The sequence below is a fragment of the Polaromonas sp. C04 genome, assembly GCF_002002705.1.
Classification (GTDB): Bacteria; Pseudomonadota; Gammaproteobacteria; order Burkholderiales; family Burkholderiaceae_C; genus Rhodoferax_A.
The window spans coordinates 342,108-361,431 of record NZ_MUNS01000041.1 but is presented as its reverse complement, the minus strand read 5'-3'; the positions used below and the strand labels follow the sequence as shown (position 1 = coordinate 361,431).

Annotated in this window: 19 protein-coding genes and 1 other RNA gene; 5 read left to right on the top strand and 15 right to left on the bottom strand. The window is 65.4% G+C overall.

Annotated elements, in window-relative coordinates:
- Window positions 1-32 precede the first annotated feature (32 nt).
- The gene (locus B0E49_RS18120; RefSeq protein ID WP_077563963.1) at window positions 33-1,685 is read left to right on the top strand and encodes an MBL fold metallo-hydrolase; all 1,653 of its coding nucleotides are present in this window, start codon (window positions 33-35) and stop codon (window positions 1,683-1,685) included.
- Between the two features lie 3 nt (window positions 1,686-1,688).
- Window positions 1,689-2,483: an rRNA pseudouridine synthase gene (locus B0E49_RS18115; RefSeq protein ID WP_077563962.1), complete on the top strand. Its 795-nt coding sequence runs from the start codon at window positions 1,689-1,691 to the stop codon at window positions 2,481-2,483.
- Window positions 2,484-2,609: 126 nt separating this feature from the next.
- Here the strand turns inward: B0E49_RS18115 and nhaR are convergent, their stop codons facing one another.
- Window positions 2,610-3,506 carry a transcriptional activator NhaR gene (nhaR, locus tag B0E49_RS18110; protein WP_077563960.1) on the bottom strand — a complete coding sequence of 299 codons (897 nt, stop codon included), beginning with the start codon at window positions 3,504-3,506 and terminating at the stop codon, window positions 2,610-2,612.
- Window positions 3,507-3,654: 148 nt separating this feature from the next.
- Here nhaR and B0E49_RS18105 point away from each other — a divergent pair, with 148 nt between their 5' ends.
- Window positions 3,655-4,182 carry an Rrf2 family transcriptional regulator gene (locus tag B0E49_RS18105; protein WP_077563958.1) on the top strand — a complete coding sequence of 176 codons (528 nt, stop codon included), beginning with the start codon at window positions 3,655-3,657 and terminating at the stop codon, window positions 4,180-4,182.
- A 29-nt stretch (window positions 4,183-4,211) separates the two neighbouring features.
- On the opposite strand, the gene rnpB is transcribed toward B0E49_RS18105, so the two are convergent.
- Window positions 4,212-4,541: RNase P RNA component class A (rnpB, locus tag B0E49_RS18100), an RNA gene on the bottom strand.
- 44 nt (window positions 4,542-4,585) lie between these two features.
- Here rnpB and B0E49_RS18095 point away from each other — a divergent pair.
- Complete coding sequence (locus B0E49_RS18095; RefSeq protein ID WP_077563956.1) at window positions 4,586-6,370, top strand: NAD(P)/FAD-dependent oxidoreductase; 1,785 nt, start codon at window positions 4,586-4,588, stop codon at window positions 6,368-6,370.
- A 21-nt stretch (window positions 6,371-6,391) separates the two neighbouring features.
- Here B0E49_RS18095 and B0E49_RS18090 read toward each other — a convergent pair whose 3' ends face one another.
- From B0E49_RS18090 to B0E49_RS18025, 13 genes are all read right to left on the bottom strand, one after another.
- On the bottom strand, window positions 6,392-6,769 hold the full coding sequence (locus B0E49_RS18090; protein WP_077564195.1) for a YXWGXW repeat-containing protein: 378 nt from the start codon (window positions 6,767-6,769) through the stop codon (window positions 6,392-6,394).
- Window positions 6,770-6,887: 118 nt separating this feature from the next.
- Window positions 6,888-7,763, bottom strand: coding sequence for a protease HtpX (htpX, locus tag B0E49_RS18085; protein WP_077563954.1), 876 nt, complete (start codon window positions 7,761-7,763; stop codon window positions 6,888-6,890).
- 93 nt (window positions 7,764-7,856) lie between these two features.
- Window positions 7,857-8,642 (bottom strand): DUF3025 domain-containing protein, encoded by a 786-nt coding sequence (locus B0E49_RS18080; protein WP_286138103.1) that lies wholly within the window; start codon window positions 8,640-8,642, stop codon window positions 7,857-7,859.
- A gap of 53 nt (window positions 8,643-8,695) precedes the next feature.
- Window positions 8,696-9,730 carry a dihydroorotase gene (gene pyrC / locus B0E49_RS18070; RefSeq protein WP_077563948.1) on the bottom strand — a complete coding sequence of 345 codons (1,035 nt, stop codon included), beginning with the start codon at window positions 9,728-9,730 and terminating at the stop codon, window positions 8,696-8,698.
- A 48-nt stretch (window positions 9,731-9,778) separates the two neighbouring features.
- Window positions 9,779-10,189, bottom strand: coding sequence for a GreA/GreB family elongation factor (locus B0E49_RS18065; RefSeq protein ID WP_077563946.1), 411 nt, complete (start codon window positions 10,187-10,189; stop codon window positions 9,779-9,781).
- Window positions 10,190-10,466: 277 nt separating this feature from the next.
- Window positions 10,467-11,204, bottom strand: a complete 738-nt coding sequence (locus B0E49_RS18060) for an amino acid ABC transporter ATP-binding protein (protein ID WP_077563944.1) — start codon at window positions 11,202-11,204, stop codon at window positions 10,467-10,469.
- Between the two features lie 27 nt (window positions 11,205-11,231).
- The gene (locus B0E49_RS18055; RefSeq protein ID WP_077563942.1) at window positions 11,232-11,897 is read right to left on the bottom strand and encodes an amino acid ABC transporter permease; all 666 of its coding nucleotides are present in this window, start codon (window positions 11,895-11,897) and stop codon (window positions 11,232-11,234) included.
- Between the two features lies 1 nt (window position 11,898).
- Window positions 11,899-12,657: an amino acid ABC transporter permease gene (locus B0E49_RS18050; protein WP_077563940.1), complete on the bottom strand. Its 759-nt coding sequence runs from the start codon at window positions 12,655-12,657 to the stop codon at window positions 11,899-11,901.
- Window positions 12,658-12,762: 105 nt separating this feature from the next.
- Window positions 12,763-13,668 (bottom strand): amino acid ABC transporter substrate-binding protein, encoded by a 906-nt coding sequence (locus tag B0E49_RS18045; protein WP_077563938.1) that lies wholly within the window; start codon window positions 13,666-13,668, stop codon window positions 12,763-12,765.
- A 173-nt stretch (window positions 13,669-13,841) separates the two neighbouring features.
- On the bottom strand, window positions 13,842-14,774 hold the full coding sequence (locus B0E49_RS18040) for a LysR family transcriptional regulator (protein ID WP_077563936.1): 933 nt from the start codon (window positions 14,772-14,774) through the stop codon (window positions 13,842-13,844).
- A gap of 61 nt (window positions 14,775-14,835) precedes the next feature.
- A complete protein-coding gene (locus B0E49_RS18035; RefSeq protein ID WP_077563934.1) occupies window positions 14,836-15,627 on the bottom strand; it encodes an SDR family NAD(P)-dependent oxidoreductase in 792 nt (263 codons plus the stop codon).
- A gap of 211 nt (window positions 15,628-15,838) precedes the next feature.
- Window positions 15,839-16,117 (bottom strand): DUF167 domain-containing protein, encoded by a 279-nt coding sequence (locus B0E49_RS18030; protein WP_077563932.1) that lies wholly within the window; start codon window positions 16,115-16,117, stop codon window positions 15,839-15,841.
- Between the two features lie 752 nt (window positions 16,118-16,869).
- On the bottom strand, window positions 16,870-18,693 hold the full coding sequence (locus B0E49_RS18025) for an ABCB family ABC transporter ATP-binding protein/permease (RefSeq protein ID WP_077563930.1): 1,824 nt from the start codon (window positions 18,691-18,693) through the stop codon (window positions 16,870-16,872).
- Window positions 18,694-18,734: 41 nt separating this feature from the next.
- On the opposite strand from B0E49_RS18025, the gene B0E49_RS18020 reads away from it, so the two are divergent.
- Window positions 18,735-19,184 carry an acyl-CoA thioesterase gene (locus B0E49_RS18020; RefSeq protein ID WP_077563928.1) on the top strand — a complete coding sequence of 150 codons (450 nt, stop codon included), beginning with the start codon at window positions 18,735-18,737 and terminating at the stop codon, window positions 19,182-19,184.
- Window positions 19,185-19,324 lie beyond the last annotated feature (140 nt).

The window sequence follows — 19,324 nt, the reverse complement described above, 5'->3', positions numbered from 1 at the left end:
CAGAGGCCATGTCATGTGCGGATAATGCTGCCATGGTCCGACCCACCCAACTCCTGTATCCGCAGCGCGAACCCGCGCTGCTGCGCCCCGCTGCCACCGTGCTGCTGCTGCGCGACAGCCCCCAGGGCATCGAGGTGCTGATGACGCGCCGCGCCATGACGGCCAGCTTCGCGCCCGGCGCCTATGTGTTCCCGGGCGGCGGCGTGGACGCGCTGGACGCTGCGGCGCACGCGCAGGCCGCGCGCCGCGCCGGCCAGAGCGAGCTGCACCTGACGCAGGCGATTGCCGCCATCCGCGAGAGTTTTGAAGAGCTCGGCATCCTGCTGGCGCGCCGCGGCGACGGCGCCCTGGCGAATGCCGGCGACATTGCCGCGCTCGACCGCAAGGCGCCGTTCGCGGCCCAGTGCGCGGCACGCGGCCTGAGATTGGCGGCCGACGAGGTGTTCGTGCTGGCGCACTGGATCACCGACCGCGACCTGCCGCGCCGCTTCGACGTGCCGTTTCTGGTGACGCGCATGCCCACCGGCCAGACCCCGGTGGCCGACGAGACCGAGCAGTTCGAGCCGGTCTGGGTGCGTCCGGCCGACGCGCTGGCGCGGCACCAGGCGGGCAGCTTCTTCATCATCTTCCCGACCATCCGCACGCTGCAGCGGCTGCAGGCCTTTGCCACCGTGGACGCGGTGCTCACGGCCTGCGCGGCGACCGAGCAGCCGCTGTGGACCTCGTGCCCGCGCGCGGGCCTGCTGGCGGGCAAGGAGGCGCGCTACATGGAGCATGAGCATCCCTACGGCGAGCTCGCCATGGTCTGCCCCGACGGGCAGATCGTGCACGCGCTGGACTGGCAGAGTGACCATCCGGTGGCCCTGCTCAAGAACGTGATGCGCCTGACGGCGCCGAATCCCGGCGCCATGACCGGCCCCGGCACCAACAGCTACCTGGTCGGCGACCCGGCCACCGGCTACATCGCGATCGACCCCGGGCCAGCCGATGCCGAACATCTCGAGCGGCTGTGGCGCGCGGCGGACGGCCGCATCCGCCTGATCGTCTGCACCCATTCGCACCCGGACCATTCGCCCGGCGCAAAGCCGCTGCAGGCGCTGTGCCAGAACACTCCGCCGATTCTGGGCCTGCCGTCGGCACCGACGGCGCGCGCGGCCAGTGCCTTCACGCCCGATCGGGCGCTACAAGATCAGGAGCTTCTCGTGCTGACGGGGAAAGGGCTGGAGGGCGAAATCACCCATACCCTGCAGGTGATCTTCACGCCCGGCCACGCCGCCAACCACCTGTGCCTGGTGCTGCTGGAAGACGGCCTGCTGTTCTCCGGCGACCATGTGCTCAACGGCAGCACCACGGTGGTCGATCCGCCCGACGGCGACATGACGGCCTACCTCGATTCGCTCGACATCCTGAGCGCCGCCTGCGATGCGCACGGCGTCGAATTCATCCTGCCGGCGCACGGCTACGTGCTGGGCGCGGCGCGGGACGCCATCGCCCACCTGAAGGCGCACCGCCTGAAGCGCGAAGCCCGGATCATGGCCGCGATGCAGGCGCGCCCGGACGGCACGCTGGACGACTGGGTCGCGCTGGCCTATGACGACGTGCCCACGCGCATGTGGCCGGTGGCGGCGCGTTCGCTGCTGGCGCATGTGGAACGCCTGCGCTCGCTGCCGCCCGGAAACAATTGAGCCATGGCCGAACCCGACCGTCCCGAGCCCGAGCAGGGCATACGCCTGGCCAAGCGCGTGGCCGAACTCAAGGCCTGCTCGCGGCGCGAGGCCGAGCAGTACATCGAGGGCGGCTGGGTCACGGTCGATGGCCAGGTGGTGGAAGAGCCGCAGTTCCGCGTCCAGGCGGTCCATCGCGTCGGGATTGACGCGCACGCGAGCCTGCTGGCGCTCACGCCGGTCACGCTGCTGCTGCACAAGCCGCCCGGCTATGACGCGGGCACCGGCGTGCCGGTGGACATCAAGGGCATCGGCAAGGGCGTGCGGCCCGCGCTCGCGCTGATCACGCCGGCCTCGCACGCGGCGGATGACCGGAGCAGCATTCGCCCGCTCAAGAAGCATTTCGCGCAGCAGACCCTGGGCGTGCCGCTGGAGAGCGCCGCCAGCGGCCTGGTGGTGTTCACGCAGGACTGGCGCGTCCTGCGCAAGCTGACCGAGGACGCCGACTTCATCGAGCAGGAGTTCATGGTGGAAGTCTCGGGCGAGGTCGCACCGGGCCTGCTCGAGCGCCTGAATCACGGCCTGCACACGGACGGACGCCCGCTGCCGCCGGTCAAGGTCAGCGTGGGCAGCACCGGCGAGGGTGCCACGCGGCTGCGCTTTGCGGTCAAGGGCGCGCATCCGGGGCTGATTGCGCTTTTGTGCGAGCGCGTCGGACTGAGAATCACCGCGATGAAGCGCATCCGCATCGGCCGCGTGCCGCTGGCCGCGCTGGCGCCGGGGCAGTGGCGCTACCTGCTGCCGCACGAGCGGTTTTGAGCGCTGGCCTTCATATCAGCTTGCATTCGTTCGACAAGAACCGTTCGGGCTGAGCTTGTCGAAGCCGGGAATGGCCCTTCGACAAGCTCAGGGCGAACGGTTGATATTTTTGAACTGCAAAACGTATCAGGCACCAAACAACCGGCCGCGCGCCGCCTGCGTGATGGCGGCCACGCAGGGGTGCGTGATGCGCCGCTCCACCGACACCGCAAAAAACTCCTCCACCAGTTCGCTCGAGCGACCGATCACCTCGACGCCGTACTGCGCCACCGTCTCCTGCTCCAGCACGGCGGGCGACATGAAGACGCCGCGCCCTTCGCGACCGAACGCGGTCATCAGCGCGCCGTCGTCAAACTCACCCACCACGCGCGGGCGGATCTGGTGCTGCGTGAGCCAGCCTTCGAGCTGCTGGCGCACCGACGAGGCCACGCCCTGGATCAGCATGGGCGCATCGTTCAGGCACTGCGGAAACGGCCCCTTGAGTTGGGCCTTGAGCGCGGGCGCGCAGAAAAAACTCATGGTCGTGGTGCCCAGCGCATGGTTGAACGCCTTCACGCTCATGCGCCGGGACAGCGGCTCGTCGGCAATCACCAGGTCGAGGCGGTGCAGCGCCAGTTGCGCCAGCAGATCGGGAAACTTGCCCTCGCTGCCGATCAGCCGCACCGGCTCGGCCACGGACAGCGCCGGCTCCAGTAGCCGGTACGCCACCGACTTGGCCACCGAGTCGGCCACGCCGACGCGAAACTCGAGCACCCGCTGGCCGCTGCGGGCCTGGCGCAGGGCGTCCTCCAGCTCGGCGCCCAGCGCGAAGATCTGGTCGGCGTAGCCGAGCGCGAGCCGCCCCTCGTCGGTCAGCGCGAGCTGGCGACCGCTCTTGCGGAACAGTTTGCGCCCCAGCCACTCCTCGAGCAGCTTGATCTGGCCGGACAGGGTTTGCGGCGTGGTGTGCAGTTGTTCGCCCGCGCGCATGATGCCGCCGGCCCGGGCGGTGACCCAGAAATAGTGCAGATGCTTGAAGTTCACGCGGCCCTCCTCCAGAAACAGATTGAAAGCATCCGTATTATTCGTTTTTTTCGAAGTTTTATCACAATAAATACGAATTTACACGAAGTAATTTTTCACCTACAGTGAGTCTTGTCATTCTCTTCATGACGTTCCAAGGAGTACCGCCATGCGTTTAAGCACCAAAGGCCGATTTGCCGTCACCGCCCTGATCGATCTGGGCCTGCGCGAGAATGCCGGCCCGGTTTCGCTGGCCGACATCGCGATGCGCCACCAGATCTCGCTGTCTTACCTGGAGCAGGTATTCAGCCGGCTGCGCCAGTGCAAGCTGGTGGAGAGCACGCGCGGGCCCGGCGGTGGCTATTCGCTGGCGCGCGGCGCCGACGCCATCAGCGTGGCCGACATCATTGGCGCCGTGGAAGGCTGGCGCGGTGGCAATGGCGCCCAGGCGGGCACACCACACCCTGCCGCTGCCGCGGCCATGACGGCCGAGCTCTGGGCCACGTTGAGCGCGCAGATGACGGCGCACATGCAGTCCATCAGCCTGCGTTCGCTGGTCAGCGAACAACGCGCCAAGGGTGTGCAGGTCGAGTCCCGACCGGCGCGCCGCGGCGTGTACACCAAGCCCAAGCCATTGCGCACGACGGCGCCGAACTCGGTGTTTGCGCTGGGCAGCACTCTATTGCCCAGCCGCTAAGGCGACCCAACCGGCCGCCTGCGAAAAAAATGTGAAGCCCGCCGATAAGCCGGATTCTGTGCGCCGGCGCTTTCTTGCGAAAACCCCGGCGTGACCGCCATTACTCTGGGCCGGGGGTCGCCCACCCGGCTCGATGCTACCTACCCGCCAGCTCTGCAGAGCCACATCAACGCTGGCCTACTTGGTATTGCTGCGCGTAGAGATTGCCCGTTTCACCCGGACTTAACCGGCTCGTCTCTGTTGCTCTGATCCTCACCTCACGGTGGACAGGAGTTACCTGCTACGCTGCCCTGTGCAGTCCGGACGTTCCTCCAGTGCGCTCTTTCGAGACATGCACCAGCGGCGGTCTGGCGGGCTTCACGGGGCGTATTATCCGCCCTCTGCTTGATCAACACGAGCCTCCATGATTCGCCTGTCCGAAATCAAACTTTCGCTGTCCGAGGCGGAAAACCCCGCCACGCCGCTGCAGGCCGCCGCCGCCGGCATCCTGCATCTCACACCGGCCGACGTCTTGCGCGTCGATGTCTTCAAACGCAGCTTCGACGCGCGCAAGGCTGACCTGATGGCCGTCTACATCATCGACGTGGAAGTGGCCCCCACGCTTGCCACTGCGTGTGCTGCGCTGCCCCCCGAGGGGGCTGAACTTGCTCGGGGCGGCCCTTCGCTGCGTTCGCCAATTCCCACGCTCGAGGCCACGTTGCTCGCGAAATTTGCCGGCAACCCGCACATCCAGCCCACGCCCGACATGAGCTGGCGCGCGCCGGTGCAGGCCCCAGCCCAGCTACCGCGGCGCCCCGTGGTGGTCGGCTTCGGCCCCTGCGGGATTTTTGCGGCGCTGGCGCTGGCGCAAATGGGCTTCAAGCCCATCGTGCTGGAACGCGGCAAGACCGTGCGCGAGCGCACCCGGGACACCTGGGGCCTGTGGCGCAAGAAGGTGCTCAACCCCGAGTCCAACGTGCAGTTCGGCGAGGGCGGCGCCGGCACCTTTTCCGATGGCAAGCTCTACAGCCAGATCAAGGACCCACGCCACCTCGGCCGCAAGGTCATGCACGAGTTTGTCAAGGCCGGCGCGCCGCCCGAGATCCTGTATGAGGCGCACCCGCACATCGGCACCTTCAAGCTGGTCAAGGTGGTGGAGAACATGCGCGAGCAGATCACCGCGCTGGGCGGCGAGATCCGCTTCGAGCAGCGCGTGACCGATGTGCTGATCGAGGACGGTCATCTGCGCGGCCTCACGGTGCTGAACCAGGCCAGCGGACAAAGCTTCGAGCTCGCGGCCGACCAGGTGGTGTTGGCGCTGGGCCACAGCTCGCGCGACACCTTCACCATGCTGCAGGCGCGCGGCGTGCACATGCAGGCCAAGCCGTTCTCCATCGGCTTTCGCATCGAGCACCCGCAGGGCCTGATCGACCGCGCGCGCTGGGGCCGCCACGCCGGCCACCCGCTGCTGGGCGCGGCCGACTATAAGCTGGTGCACCACGCCAGCAACGGCCGCTCGGTCTACAGTTTTTGCATGTGCCCCGGCGGCACGGTGGTAGCCGCCACCTCCGAGCCCGGACGCGTGGTGACCAACGGCATGAGCCAGTATTCGCGCAACGAGCGCAACGCCAACGCGGGCATCGTGGTGGGCATCGATCCGCGCGACTACCCGAGCGACCCGGCCGCCTTTGCGGCCACATTGGGATCCGCGTTCGACACGCAAAGCCTGCACGGCGATGCGCCTCATCCGCTGGCCGGCATCGTGCTGCAGCGCCAGCTCGAATCGCAGGCCTATGTGCTGGGCGGCAGCAGCTATGAAGCGCCGGGCCAGCTGGTCGGCGACTTCATCGCGGGCCGGCCATCCACGCAACTGGGCGACGTGGTGCCGTCCTACAAACCGGGGGTGAAGCTGGGCGATTTGGCGGGCGCGCTGCCCGCTTACGCCATCGAGGCGATCCGCGAAGCGCTGCCCGCCTTCGGCCGCAAGCTCAAGGGCTTCGACCGGCCGGACGCCGTGCTCACAGGCGTCGAAACCCGCACCTCGTCACCGCTCAAGATGGGCCGGGGCGAGGACCTGCAAAGCCTCAACGTGCGCGGCCTGTACCCGGCCGGCGAAGGCGCGAGCTATGCCGGCGGCATCCTGTCGGCGGGCGTAGATGGCATCAAGGTGGCGGAGGCCGTGGCCAGAGCCATCACGGAACAAACCTGAACGGCCCGTCCGCGCGGCGCATCAACGCTCCCAGCGGCCGCCGCGCTGGTGCCAGCCGTGTGGCCCCTGGGCCCAGCTGCGCGGAGCCCAGCGATAGCCGGGGCGCGGCCTTTCCCAATGTCCCGCATTCCAGGCGTAGCGCCCGCCACCCCAGCTCCAGAAGCCGCCAATCCAGATATAGCCGGGCGCCGGCGCTACGGTAATCGCCTCGGCATACGGTGCGGGCGGCGCCACGGGCGCCACCACCTCGGGCTCGCCCTGGTAACCCTGGTACTGAGCCGGCGGCGGTCCCGGCAGCGGCGCGACGACGCAGGCCGACAGGCACAAGCTGGCGGCGACGGCCGCCAGCAGTGCGGGCATGGCACGCGGCTGGCCGCGGAAAATTTGATTCAAGGGCATGGTGTTCTCCGGTTGCTTCATGCTCTAACAACGGCTGCAGCGAGGCAGCGTTGACCGAAAAACTGTGTCCCGACGGTAAAGCCGGCGCGGCGCGCGGCGACACGCGGCGTGCCGTGGTTCAGCCCTGAGCGGCGGTTTGCAGCGCCGCAATGCGTTCCTCGATCGGCGGATGTGTCGCGAACAGCTGGCCCACGCCGCCCGCAATGCCCATGGCCGCCACGCTCTTGGGCAGTGCACCCGGCTGCATGCCGCCGAGCCGTGCCAGCGCATTGATCATCGGCTGGCGGCCCAGCAGCCGGGCCGAGCCCGCATCGGCGCGAAACTCGCGCTGGCGACTGAACCAGGCCACGATGATGGCGGCCGCGAAACCCAGCACGATGTCGAGCACCACGGTGGAGATGTAGTAGCCGATGCCGGGACCGGAATTGCGGTCGTCGCCCTTGCGCAAAAAGCTGTCCACCGCGTAGCCGATGACGCGGCTCAGGAACACCACGAAGGTGTTCATCACGCCCTGGATCAGCGTCATCGTCACCATGTCGCCGTTGGCCACGTGCGATATCTCGTGCCCGATCACGGCCTCGATTTCTTCACGCGTCATGCCGGCAAGCAAGCCGGTGGAGACGGCGACCAGCGCCGAGTTCTTGAAGGCGCCGGTGGCGAACGCATTCGGCTCGCCCTCGAAGATGCCGACTTCGGGCATGCCGACGCCGGCCTGGGTGGCGAGCTTGCGCACGGTCTCCACGATCCAGGCCTCGTCGGCCGACTGCGGCTGCCCGATCACGCGCACGCCGGCGCTCCACTTGGCCACCGGCTTGCTGATCAAGAGCGAGATGATGGCGCCGCCAAAACCCATGACCAGCGCGAAGCCCAGCAGCGCGCCCAGATTCAGCCCGTTGGCCGTGAGGTAGCGGTTCACGCCAAGCAGGCTGGCCACGATGCCCAGCACCGCGACCACGGCCACATTGGTCAATACAAATAAAAAGATACGCTTCATGAAGTCCTTCAAATGCAGCCCGTCACAAGGGACTGGTGGCGCAAATGGTAGGGGCGAGCGGGCAGAAATCAAGCCCCACTCGCGCAATGCCCGCTAAAGTTGCGGATATTCGGGCGAATGTGCCGCAGACCTGGGCGGACGGAAGGCCTCGGGATCATCGTAAAAGGCCGGCGTTTCGTTGGGCGGCCACCAGCCGGGCACGCCCAGCACGGGCAGCGGCGCAAAGGGTTTGGCCGCGAGCTTCGGCGCATTCAAGTCGGCCGCCACCCAGGCATCGAGCTCTGCTATTGAATGAATAGCTGTCTGTGCAAGGTAGACATGGGCTGTCACCGCTTTTCGTGGTTGAACCAGTTTTTCCAGCAAGGCGTGGCCGAACAGCACCAGCCGGGCCTGCGCCCACAGCGGCCGCAACTGCACGAACAGGCGATGCCAGTCCCTGTCGATCAGGGCCTGCCACAGCGCGGGCGGCGCCTGCAAAAATGCGGCGTTCTCGTCAAACAGGGTGAGCGCATCGCGCACCGGCCCGCGCACGGCCTGCACGCCCGCCCTTTCAATCTCCAGCGCCTGCAACTGGTTCAGCTTCGTCTTGGTCTGCGGCAAGCGAATCCAGCAAAGCCCATTGAAAAAGTCGTGCAGGCCCTCGCGGGTCGGACACTGTTTGCTATTGAAAATATAGCGTTCGTAGGATTCACCGGGCGGCAGATCGGCTTGCGGCACAAACGCAATGGCGTTATCCGGCTCGCGATTGAGCGCTTCGTGCAGCGCCATGCCACCGGCAACCCGCTGCGCCACGCGTTCCCCTGGCACGCGCCAGACGTCGAGCCAGGGCGCCTGCCAATCGAGCGGCTCGTGAACGCCGCGAAGGGCCGCCCCGAGCAAGTTCGGCCCCCTCGGGGGGCAGCGCAGCACACGCAGTGGCAAGCGTGGGGGCTCTAGACCATGCGCCACGGCAATGCTTCGCCCGAGCGCAGCGGCTTGAGCTGCGCCTCGCCAAAGGGAAAGCTCTCGGGCGGGGTCCACGACTCGCGGCGCAGTGTGATCGTGTCCGTGTTGCGCGGCAGGCCATAGAAATCCGCGCCGTGGAAGCTGGCGAAGCCTTCGAGCCTGTCGAGCGCGCCCGCGCCATCAAACGCTTCGGCATACATCTCGATCGCCGCGTGCGCGGTGTAGCAGCCGGCGCAGCCGCTGGCATGTTCCTTCAGGTGCGCCGGGTGCGGCGCGCTGTCGGTGCCGAGAAAAAACTTCGGACTGCCCGAGGTGGCCGCGGCCAGCAGCGCCTGGCGGTGCGTTTCGCGCTTGAGCACCGGCAGGCAGTAGTAGTGCGGGCGGATGCCGCCGGTGAAGAGGGCGTTGCGGTTGTACAGCAGGTGGTGCGCCGTGATGGTGGCGCCGGTGAAGCGGTCCGCCTCGTTCACATACTGCGCGGCTTCCTTCGTGGTGATGTGCTCGAACACGATCTTGAGCTCGGGGAAATCGCGGCGCAGCGGAATCAGCTGCTGCTCGATGAACACGGCCTCGCGGTCGAACAGGTCGATCTCGGGCGCCGTGACTTCGCCGTGCACCAGCAGCAGCAGGCCGGCGCGCTGCATGGCTTCCAGCGTCTTGTAGGTCTTGCGCACATCGGTCACACCGGCGTCGCTATTGGTGGTGGCGCCGGCCGGGTACAGCTTGACGGCCACCACGCCGGCGTCCTTCGCGCGCGCGATCTCGTCGGGCGGCAGCTTGTCGGTCAGGTACAGCGTCATCAGGGGCTCGAAGCGCACACCCTGCGGCACGGCCGCGCGGATGCGTTCGCGATACGCCAGCGCCTGCGCCGCCGTGGTCACCGGCGGCTTGAGGTTGGGCATGATGATGGCCCGGCCAAACTGCCTTGCCGTGTGCGGCACCACGGTGCGCAGCGCATCGCCATCGCGCACGTGCAGGTGCCAGTCGTCGGGGCGGGTCAGGCTGATGAAGTTGTCGGTCATGGGCCTGATTTTCGCATCCCTGCGCGCGCCCGCGCGGCCTGCCGCGCCTTACAGCACGTAGTCGCCGCTGGCCTCGGGCTGGAACAGGATGTCCAGCACCTGGGCGGCCACGCGCGTGCCATCGGGCGCCGTCCAGCTCGCAATCGCACCGATTGGCAGGCCCAACAGGCTGCTGCCCACGGGCGACAGCACCGAGATGAAGCCCGCGGTCGGGTCGGTGTCGGCCGGGTAGCACAGCGTCAACGTGCGCTGCTCGCCGCTGTGCACATCGGCCACCAGCACCTGCGAGTACATCGTCACCACGTTGGCGGGGATCTCCTGGGAGCGGACCAGGTCCGCGTTGTCAATGACTTCGGCGATGTCGCCGGTCAGCACACCGCCCTGGCGGCGCACCAGGCTGTGGATACGCACGTGATCGAGCTCGGTCACGGTACGGAATTCGGTTTTGAGAGAAGACATGTTGCACTCCTGAATCGTTAAGACCCGGAACAAGGCATCCGGGCAAGCCGCGCTGGAGGCGGGGCCCGGACGATCAGAGAAGCGCTATGAAATACTGGGGGATCGCCGGGCTTGGGAGTGTGCAACCGGTTGGGGCATTTCGCCGACCGGGGTTGCCGCAAAGGCGCGCGCCTGCGCCGCCGCTGCCATCAAGGCAGGGCGCCGGCGAACGGGAGCGCAGGGGCAGGAGGTCATTGCGGCGTGCATCTTGCCATCTTAGCCCAGGCGGCAATGCCGTTCAGTGTGCAAGGATTTTATTGAGGAAATCGCGCGTGCGCGGGGCGCGGTTCTCGGGGTGGTTGAAGAACTCGTCCTTCGAGCAGTCCTCCAGGATCTTGCCGCCCACGTCCATGAAGATCACGCGGTGGCTGACCTTGCGCGCAAAACCCATCTCGTGCGTCACGCACATCATGGTCATGCCCTCGTTGGCCAGGCCCACCATCACATCGAGCACCTCACCGACCATCTCGGGGTCGAGCGCCGAAGTGGGCTCGTCGAACAGCATCACGATCGGGTCCATGCTGAGCGCGCGCGCGATCGCCACGCGCTGCTGCTGGCCGCCCGAGAGCTGGCCCGGAAACTTGTCCTTGTGCACCATCAGGCCCACGCGGTCGAGCATCTTCAGGCCGCGCACCTTGGCTTCCTCGGCGCTGCGCCCCATCACCTTGATTTGCGCAATGGTCAGGTTCTCGGTCACCGACAGGTGCGGAAACAGCTCGAAGTGCTGGAACACCATGCCCACGCGCGAACGCAGCTTGGGCAGGTTGGTCTTGGGGTCGTGCACGGCCACGCCGTCGACCGTGATCTCGCCTTTCTGGAACGGCTCGAGCGCATTGATGGTCTTGATCAGGGTGGACTTGCCCGAGCCCGACGGGCCGCACACCACCACCACCTCGCCCTTCTGGATGCTGATGGAGCAATCGGTCAGCACCTGCACCGGGCCATACCACTTGGATACATGTTTGAGTTCAATCATCTTCTTCTCCGGCGTCCTGGCAAAAAATTAGCGAATGATGGCGATCTTCTTGTGCAGGCGCTTGACGATGGCCGACAGCGAGAAGCAGATGACGAAATACACCACCGCGGCCATCAGGTAGGTTTCCATCGGGCGGCCGAAGGTCTTGCCCGCGGTCTCGAAGCCCTTGAGCAGATCGTAGGCGCCGATGGCGTAGACCAGCGAGGTGTCCTGGAACAGGATGATGGTCTGCGTGAGCAGTACCGGCAGCATGTTGCGGATGGCTTGCGGCAGGATCACCAGCTTCATGTTCTGGCCGTAGGTCATGCCCACCGCCTGGCCGGCAAACACCTGCCCGCGCGGGATTGACTGGATGCCCGCGCGCATGATCTCGCTGAAGTAGGCCGCCTCGAAGGCGGTAAAGGTCACGACGGCCGAGTATTCCGCGCCGATGGGCCGCCCGATGACCAGCGGCACCAGCAGGAAGAACCACAGGATCACCATCACCAGCGGCACCGAGCGCATGACGTTGACGTACAGCGCGGCGGGCGCGTCCAGCCACTTCTGGCCCGACAGGCGCATCAGCGCCAGCACGGTGCCGAAGAATACGCCGCCAGCGGTGGCAAGCACCGTCAGCATGACACTGAACCAGAGACCCTTGAGGATGAAGTTCTGGATCAGGTTCCAGTTGAAGATCGAGAAGTCCAGATTCATCTCAGTGGCCCCCCGCTCCGGTGCCGGAGCTCACGAAGCCCGGCACCCGCGCCCGCCTCTCGATATGGGCGAAGACACGGTTGATGACCAGCGCCGAAATCGCATAGAGCACCGTCACCGCGATGTAGACCTCGATCGGGCGCGCCGTCTCCTCGCCCACCTGCAAGGCATACTGCGTCAGTTCAGGGATGGAGACCGCGAATGCCACTGCCGAATTCTTGAAAATGTTCATCGATTCGCTGGTGAGCGGCGGAATGATGATGCGGTAGGCCATGGGCAGCAGCACGTAGCGGTAGGTCTGCGGCGTGGTAAAGCCCAGCGCCATGCCCGCGTAGCGCTGGCCCTTGGGCAGCGCCTGGATGCCGGCGCGAACCTGCTCGGCAATGCGCGCCGAAGTGAAGAGCCCCAGCGCCAGCACCACCAGGATGAAGGGCGGGAACGCCTTCATGGGCGGTATCAGCGCCGGGACCACGAAATACCACAGGAAGATCTGCACCAGCAGCGGGATGTTGCGAAACAGCTCGACCCAGGCGTTGCCCAGCCGCACCAGCCAGGGTTTGTCGGGCAAGGTGCGGATCATGCCGATGGCGGAACCCACCACCAGCGCCACCGTCAGCGCCGCGAGCGACACCGCCACGGTCCAGCCCCAAGCCGTAAACAGCCAGTTGAGGTAGGTGATGTCCCGGCCATGGCCGAGGCAGCCCGACACCACATCGCCACTCAGGGTGTCCTTGCAGAACACCACCCAGTCCATAGCCATTCGACTCCTCCTGCGGAAAAGCGCCTTGACGCTTTCGCTTTATACCGAACAATAACGCCCACCTGGAGGCCAAGTGGGCGCTGCGGGACTCAGCAACACACGGGATTACTTGTTGCCGTAGTCTTCCATCGGTTTGTCGTTGGGGTGCGCCCAGGCGTTCTTGGTGCTCTCCGAAGCCGGCATGTTCAGCGACACGTTGTTGGGCGGGATCGGCTGCATGAACCACTTGTCGTACAGCTTGGCCAGCGAGCCGTCCTTGATCTGGCGCACGATGCTGTCGTCGACGGCCTTCTTCAGCTTGGCATCGCCCTTGGGCAGCATGCAGGCAATCGGCTCGGTCGACAACACCTCGCCCACGATCTCGAAGTCCTTCGGGTTCTTGGACTTGGCGATGTTGGCGGCCAGGATCGAGCCGTCCATGACGAAGGCGTCGGCGCGGCCCGCCTCCAGCAGCAGGAAGCTGTCGGCGTGATCCTTGCCCTGCACGGTCTTGAAGTCGATGTCGTGGGCGCGCTCGTTCTTGCGCAAGGTCTGGACCGAGGTGGTGCCGGTGGTGGTGGCGATGGTCTTGCCGTTCAGATCCTTGATCGACTTGATGCCAGACTTCTTGTTGACCGCCATGCGCACTTCCTCGACGTAGGTGGTGTAGGCAAAGTCCACATCCTTCTGGCGTGCAGCGCTGTTGGTGGTCGAGCCGCATTCGAAGTCGATGGTGCCGTTCTGGATCAGCGGAATGCGGTTCTGCGACGTGATGACCTGATAGTTGATCGTCAGCGGCTTGCCCAGGTCCTTGCTCAGGTCGCCGACGATGCGCTCGGCCATCTCAGTGTGAAAGCCCACGTACTTGCCACCGCCCAGCGTGTAGGCCAGGCCCGAGGAATCGCGCACGCCCAGGTTGACGGCGCCTCGATCCTTGATCTTGGCCAGCGTGTCGGTCGCCTGCGCGAAGGCGCCACCGGTGGCCACGGCCGCAGCAGCCGCAACGGCAAAGGCCAATAAATGCTTCTTCATACAAAACTCTCCTGGAGGTAAAAGCGTTAACGGGTAACTGAATATGACGAGATTCTAGAGAGTCGGGCTTGCGGGATAACCCGTAAATCCCTCCTGAAACGCGGAAATCCAGGAAAAACGCCCATGTTAAATGCGGGCGGTGTTATGCAAAAATTTTATACATAAGCCAGATGCTACTTGGCGGCTGCCTGCGACGCCAGATAAGCCCACAAGGCCTGCGCCGTCCCCTTGGGCGCCTCCTTGCCCACGGGCTTTTCCCGGTAGGCCCGAACGTCCATGGTCATCTCCAGCGCCTGCGCGCCCGGCATCACGGCCGGCACCAGCTTGCGCGCGCGCACCTCTTTCTTGACCGCGCTGTGCGGCAAAAAGGCGATGCCGTGCCCTTCCACCGCCATCGCCTTGAGACCCTCGGCCATGTCGGTTTCGTAGACCCGGTCCAGGTGCACCGCGGTGGCCGACTGCTTGAGGATCAGGTCCACCACCCGCCCAAGGTAAGCGCCGGGCGCATAGCCCAGGTACGGCAGCGGCTGGTTGGGGCGGCCCGGCAGCTTGAACATCGCACTGCCGTCGGCATCGGGCTTGGCATAGGGCGACAGCACCTCCTGCCCCAGGCTCACCATTTCGTAGCGCGCGGCATCTAACTGAAACGGCTGCGAGCTGTGGTAGTAGGCAATCAGCACATCGCAGCTGCCCTCGACCAGGCGCATCACCGCATCGTGCACGTTGAGCGCGATCAGCCGGCTCTTGATGGGACCGAACTTCTCGCGCAGGCTGGTGACCCAGGCCGGAAAAAAGGTGAAGGCCAGCGTGTGCGGGACGGCGAACTCGATCACGTCCTGCCCCGCCGAGGTGTGCCCGCGCAGCATGGCGCGCGTGCTTTGCAGCGCCTGCAGCATCTCCATCGCCTGGTCGTACAGCGTCTCGCCCGCCGGCGTCAGGCGCGTGGGGTACGAGCTGCGGTCCACCAGATCGGTGCCGGCCCAGGCCTCGAGCGCCTGGATGCGGCGCGAAAACGCCGGCTGCGTGACATGGCGCAATTGCGCGGAGCGGCTGAAACTGTGCGTCTCGGCCAGGCTGACAAAGTCTTCAAGCCATTTGGTTTCCATGGCGCGGATTATGCGGCGCGGGGTCGATCGAAGCCGGACATCGGCAGCAACCGTCCACCGCTCAGAACGCGCTCTTCAGCACGCCGCCATCCACGCGCAAGGCGGCGCCCGTGGTGGCCGATGCCAGCGGGCTCGCGACGTAGGTCACCAGAGAAGCGACCTCGTCCGGAGACGCGAAACGCTTGATGAGCGAGGTCGGGCGCACCTTGTCGAAGAACTCCTTCTCGAACTCGCTGAAAGACTTGCCCTCCGACTTGGCCAGCGCTTCCACAAAATCCCCAACCCCGCGCGACCGGGTCGGGCCGGGCAGAACGCTGTTGACCGTGATGCCCGTGCCGGCGAGCGATTCGGCCAGGCCGCGCGAGACGGCCAGTTGCGCGGTCTTGGTCATGCCGTAGTGAATCATCTCGACGGGAATCTGCACCGCGCTCTCGCTCGAAATAAAAATGATCCGCCCCCAGTTCGCGCGCCGCATGGCGGGCAGGCACAGACGAGCCAGGCGCACGCCACTCAATACATTGACCTCGAAGAACCGGACCCAATCGGCATCGGGAATTTTTTCGAAAGGCGTGGCCTCGAAAATGCCAAGGTTGTTGACCAGGATTTCGATGTTCGGGTACTGCCGCACGAGCTCCTCGGCAGCGGCGGCCGTGCCGAGATCGCCGGCAAATCCGTGCACCGTGCCGCCCGTGGCCGACTTGATTTTCGACACGGCGCCATCCACTGACGCCTGCGAGCGCCCATTGACAATCACCTGGGCGCCTTCGCCCGCCAGGGCGGCGGCGATGGCGTAGCCGATGCCGGCCGTGCTGCCGGACACCAGCGCGAGTTTGTTCGTGAGTTTCAAATCCATAACGTCCCACCTTTCCGAGAAAAACCAGTTTACGCGGCCAGGCATCCACGGGGCAACCCGATCGCCGCAGAAGGGTCAGGCCTGACCGGGCCAGCAAATCTCAAGCCTTTTCGGCCTGTAGCCCATACAGGACGTTCGCAGTGCGCTATCAGTTTCATACTCGCGCACGAACCGCAGAGGCCTGTCGGGCGCGTGCCCCCCGGGCCATGGGTCAGTGGCGGCCGGAGCTTGCCGCCTCCGTACCGCCGTCTTGCACCCCCTGCACCTGGACCAGCTTGAGCCGGGAGCCGGCGCCCGACTTGAGCTGAACTGCGCTGCGGGCGACCGCAAAGTGCCTCGCGACGAGGGCCACCAGCGCTGCGTTGGCCTTGCCATCCACCGGCTGCGCCTTCACCGATGCTATCCAGGTGCCATCTTCCGTGGCGACGAGACTTTCAGCCTTCGCACCTGGCTTGACCTTGATCTTTAGCGTCAGCGTTTTTACTGGCATGCTCAGGTTTCGTCTCGCAGGTTCAGGTCGATGGTCATCAGCTTCTGGCGCGCGGCGTCCACCATACATGCTGCGCTTCTCCCAAAGCTCAACTATCGATCAGTTTCTTGCCGTTCGGGGGTGTCCATATACGACGGGTTAGACGCCGCCATGACACGGAGAGCGTGAGTGGACTCGGACGCTGTGAGCGGGCGGAAGGAGTCATTGAGTGAAGCTACTCAAGCCGCTTACTTGTGTGCCCATACAAGTACTCCAACAACGAGAGAGGCAAACAGCCAACCTAGCCCGGAAAGAAGAGCACTTCGGCGAGCCGCACGCGTATCTAGCCAATCAATCTTTGTTCCATATCGCCCAAAGTAGACCACGTAATCCAGAGGCAGAAGTGCGGCGATAACTAGATAGAGTCCGTTGCAACCCGCTATTGCCGGCCCTAGAAAAAGGATGTTCATATGCTCGCTCCAGAGGAAATTTGTGGTCGAACGTGATCTAGTGATCAATTCCGGAACTTAACCGGCCAACAGAACACCTCTTATCGCCGCACCTTCTTGGCACAGAGCCTTGAGTTCAAAAGACTTCTCACGTTCTACGGAATGCAAATCCAGTTTAACTGGCGAAGCATCCACGACACATGGCTCAATCGTTGCGCAGGTCCCCGGTCTTGCTGAATCTGCGAACCTCAAGCATTTTCGGCCTGCAGCCCATACTTTACCTACACGTTGCGCTATCAATTTCACACCAAAAGCGATGTCAAACTACTCCGAACTCTGCTGCAACGCCCACATCTGCGCATAGCGCCCATTCGCCGCCAACAGCTCGGCATGAGAGCCGCGCTCGATGATGCGCCCCGCCTCCATCACCAGAATTTCATGCGCGTCCACCACGGTGGAGAGGCGGTGCGCAATCACCAGCGTGGTCTTGTTTTGCGCGACACTTTGCAGCTCGGCCTGGATGGCGCGCTCGTTGGCGGAGTCGAGCGCCGAGGTGGCCTCGTCGAAGATCAGCACCGGCGGGTTCTTCAGCAGGGTGCGGGCGATCGCCACGCGCTGTTTCTCGCCACCCGACAGCTTGAGGCCGCGCTCGCCCACCATGGTGTCGTAGCCGGCGGGCGTGATGCTGATGAAGTTGTGGATGTGGGCGGCGCGGGCCGCGGCCTCGACCACCGCGCGGCTGGCGCCCGGGTTGCCGTAGGCGATGTTGTATTCGATGGTGTCGTTGAACAGCACGGTGTCCTGCGGCACGATGCCGATGGCCTGGCGCACGCTGGCCTGCGTGACCTGCTTGATGTCCTGCCCGGCGATGGTGATGCGGCCCTGCTGCACATCGTAAAAGCGGTACAGCAGACGCGACAGGGTGGACTTGCCGGCGCCCGAGGGGCCAACTACGGCCACCGTCTTGCCGGCCGGAATCACGAAGCTGATGTGGTGCAGGATGGGGCGCGCGGCCTCGTAGGCAAAGCTCACGTCCTCGAAGCGCACCTCGGGCGTGCCCTCGATGCGGAGGGGCTGCGCACCGGGCACGTCGGCGATCTCGCGCTCCTTCTCCATCAGATGGAACATGCGCTCCAGGTCGGTCAGGCTCTGCTTGATCTCGCGGTACAGCACGCCCAGGAAACCCAGCGGAATGTAGAGCTGGATCATGAAGGCGTTGATCATGACCAGGTCGCCCAGCGTGAGGTGCCCGGCGACCACGCCCTCGGTGGCGCGCCACAGCATGACCACCAGGCCGATGGCGATGATCGTCTGCTGGCCGGCATTGAGCAGGCTCAGGGTGCGCTGGCTCTTGAGCGCGGCCAGGCGGTAGCGGCGCAGGTTTTCGTCATAGCGCCGGGCCTCGAACTCTTCGTTGTTGAAGTACTTGACGGTTTCGTAATTCAGGAGCGAGTCGATGGCGCGGCTGTTCGCGCGCGAGTCGAGCTCGTTCATCTCCTTGCGGAACTGGGTTCGCCACTCGGTCACCGTGACGGTGAAGCCGATATAAAACACCAGCGCAATGGCGGTGATCCAGGCAAACCAGATGTCGAACTTGACGGCCAGCAAGGTCAGCACCATGGTCACCTCGATCAGGGTCGGGATGATGCTGTACAGCGAATACGAGATCAGCGAGTGCACGCCGCGCGAGCCGCGCTCGATGTCGCGCGACATGCCGCCGGTCTGGCGCTCCAGGTGAAAGCGCAGGCTCAGGGCATGCAGATGGCGGAACACTTCGAGCGAGATGGTGCGCGCCGCGCCCTCGGTGGCCTTGGCAAAGACCAGTTCGCGCAGTTCGGTGAACAGCGAGGTGGACAGGCGCAAGAGCCCGTACGCGATCAGCAGCGCCAGCGGCACCACCAGCACGGCCTGCACTTCGCCGGGCTTGAAGCTCATCGCGTCGACCAGGCGCTTGAGCAGCAGCGGCACGCCGACGTTGGCCATCTTGGCGCCGACCATGAACAGCAAGGCCGCGATGGCGCGCCATTTGTACTGCCACAGGTAGGGGAACAGCCGGGCCAGCGTGCTCCAGTCGGAGCGCGGCGCGGCGGTGCCGGCGGGCGAGGCAGGCGCAAAAGAGGGGCGGGCGAGTTCGCCGGATCGGCGCATGGGAGACAATCGGGGGCTGTTGATGACAAGAGATTGTGCCCATGTCTGACAATTCAAGTTCGACCGCCAGTACAGCCACCAGCGCAACCGGCGCGCTCCATGTCGAGCTGCCGGCCGACAAGGAACTGGTGCTCAAGGTCATTCCCCTGCCGGCCGACTGCAACGCCAACGGCGACATCTTTGGCGGCTGGGTCATGGCCCACGTGGACCTGGCCGGCTCGGTGCTGCCGGCACGCCGCGCGCAAGGCCGCATGGCCACGGTGGCGGTGAACCAGTTCGTCTTCAAGCAGCCGGTGCGCGTGGGCGACCTGTTGTCGTTCTACTCCGAGGTCACGCACGTGGGCCGCACCTCGATCACCGTGAACGTCGAGGTCTATGCCGAGCGCATTCGCACCCAGGGCCGTTACCTCAAGGTCACGGAAGCGTCGGTGACGTATGTGGCGATCGACGACCAGGGGCGGCCGCGGCCACTGCCCCAGCCAGTCGCCTGATTGCTTCGTTTTTTATAGCTGATTGCCATTGACCGGCAAGGGCTACAAGGCTTTTTCTCTTAAATTTCCCGGGCCAACCCGGGCCCGCGGCGAAGCGCGCCGGCCCCACGTTCGTGATAACGCCTGATATCTGCGCGACA

Excerpts from the sequence above, each read along its gene's own strand:
- B0E49_RS18120 (WP_077563963.1), top strand. The coding sequence starts at position 33 with ATGGTCCGACCCACCCAACTCCTGTATCCGCAGCGCGAACCCGCGCTG.
- B0E49_RS18115 (WP_077563962.1), top strand. The coding sequence starts at position 1,689 with ATGGCCGAACCCGACCGTCCCGAGCCCGAGCAGGGCATACGCCTGGCC.
- B0E49_RS18105 (WP_077563958.1), top strand. The coding sequence starts at position 3,655 with ATGCGTTTAAGCACCAAAGGCCGATTTGCCGTCACCGCCCTGATCGAT.
- B0E49_RS18095 (WP_077563956.1), top strand. The coding sequence starts at position 4,586 with ATGATTCGCCTGTCCGAAATCAAACTTTCGCTGTCCGAGGCGGAAAAC.
- B0E49_RS18090 (WP_077564195.1), bottom strand. The coding sequence starts at position 6,769 with ATGCCCTTGAATCAAATTTTCCGCGGCCAGCCGCGTGCCATGCCCGCA.
- htpX (WP_077563954.1), bottom strand. The coding sequence starts at position 7,763 with ATGAAGCGTATCTTTTTATTTGTATTGACCAATGTGGCCGTGGTCGCG.
- pyrC (WP_077563948.1), bottom strand. The coding sequence starts at position 9,730 with ATGACCGACAACTTCATCAGCCTGACCCGCCCCGACGACTGGCACCTG.
- B0E49_RS18065 (WP_077563946.1), bottom strand. The coding sequence starts at position 10,189 with ATGTCTTCTCTCAAAACCGAATTCCGTACCGTGACCGAGCTCGATCAC.
- B0E49_RS18060 (WP_077563944.1), bottom strand. The coding sequence starts at position 11,204 with ATGATTGAACTCAAACATGTATCCAAGTGGTATGGCCCGGTGCAGGTG.
- B0E49_RS18055 (WP_077563942.1), bottom strand. The coding sequence starts at position 11,897 with ATGAATCTGGACTTCTCGATCTTCAACTGGAACCTGATCCAGAACTTC.
- B0E49_RS18050 (WP_077563940.1), bottom strand. The coding sequence starts at position 12,657 with ATGGCTATGGACTGGGTGGTGTTCTGCAAGGACACCCTGAGTGGCGAT.
- B0E49_RS18045 (WP_077563938.1), bottom strand. The coding sequence starts at position 13,668 with ATGAAGAAGCATTTATTGGCCTTTGCCGTTGCGGCTGCTGCGGCCGTG.
- B0E49_RS18040 (WP_077563936.1), bottom strand. The coding sequence starts at position 14,774 with ATGGAAACCAAATGGCTTGAAGACTTTGTCAGCCTGGCCGAGACGCAC.
- B0E49_RS18035 (WP_077563934.1), bottom strand. The coding sequence starts at position 15,627 with ATGGATTTGAAACTCACGAACAAACTCGCGCTGGTGTCCGGCAGCACG.
- B0E49_RS18030 (WP_077563932.1), bottom strand. The coding sequence starts at position 16,117 with ATGCCAGTAAAAACGCTGACGCTAAAGATCAAGGTCAAGCCAGGTGCG.
- B0E49_RS18025 (WP_077563930.1), bottom strand. The coding sequence starts at position 18,693 with ATGCGCCGATCCGGCGAACTCGCCCGCCCCTCTTTTGCGCCTGCCTCG.
- B0E49_RS18020 (WP_077563928.1), top strand. The coding sequence starts at position 18,735 with ATGTCTGACAATTCAAGTTCGACCGCCAGTACAGCCACCAGCGCAACC.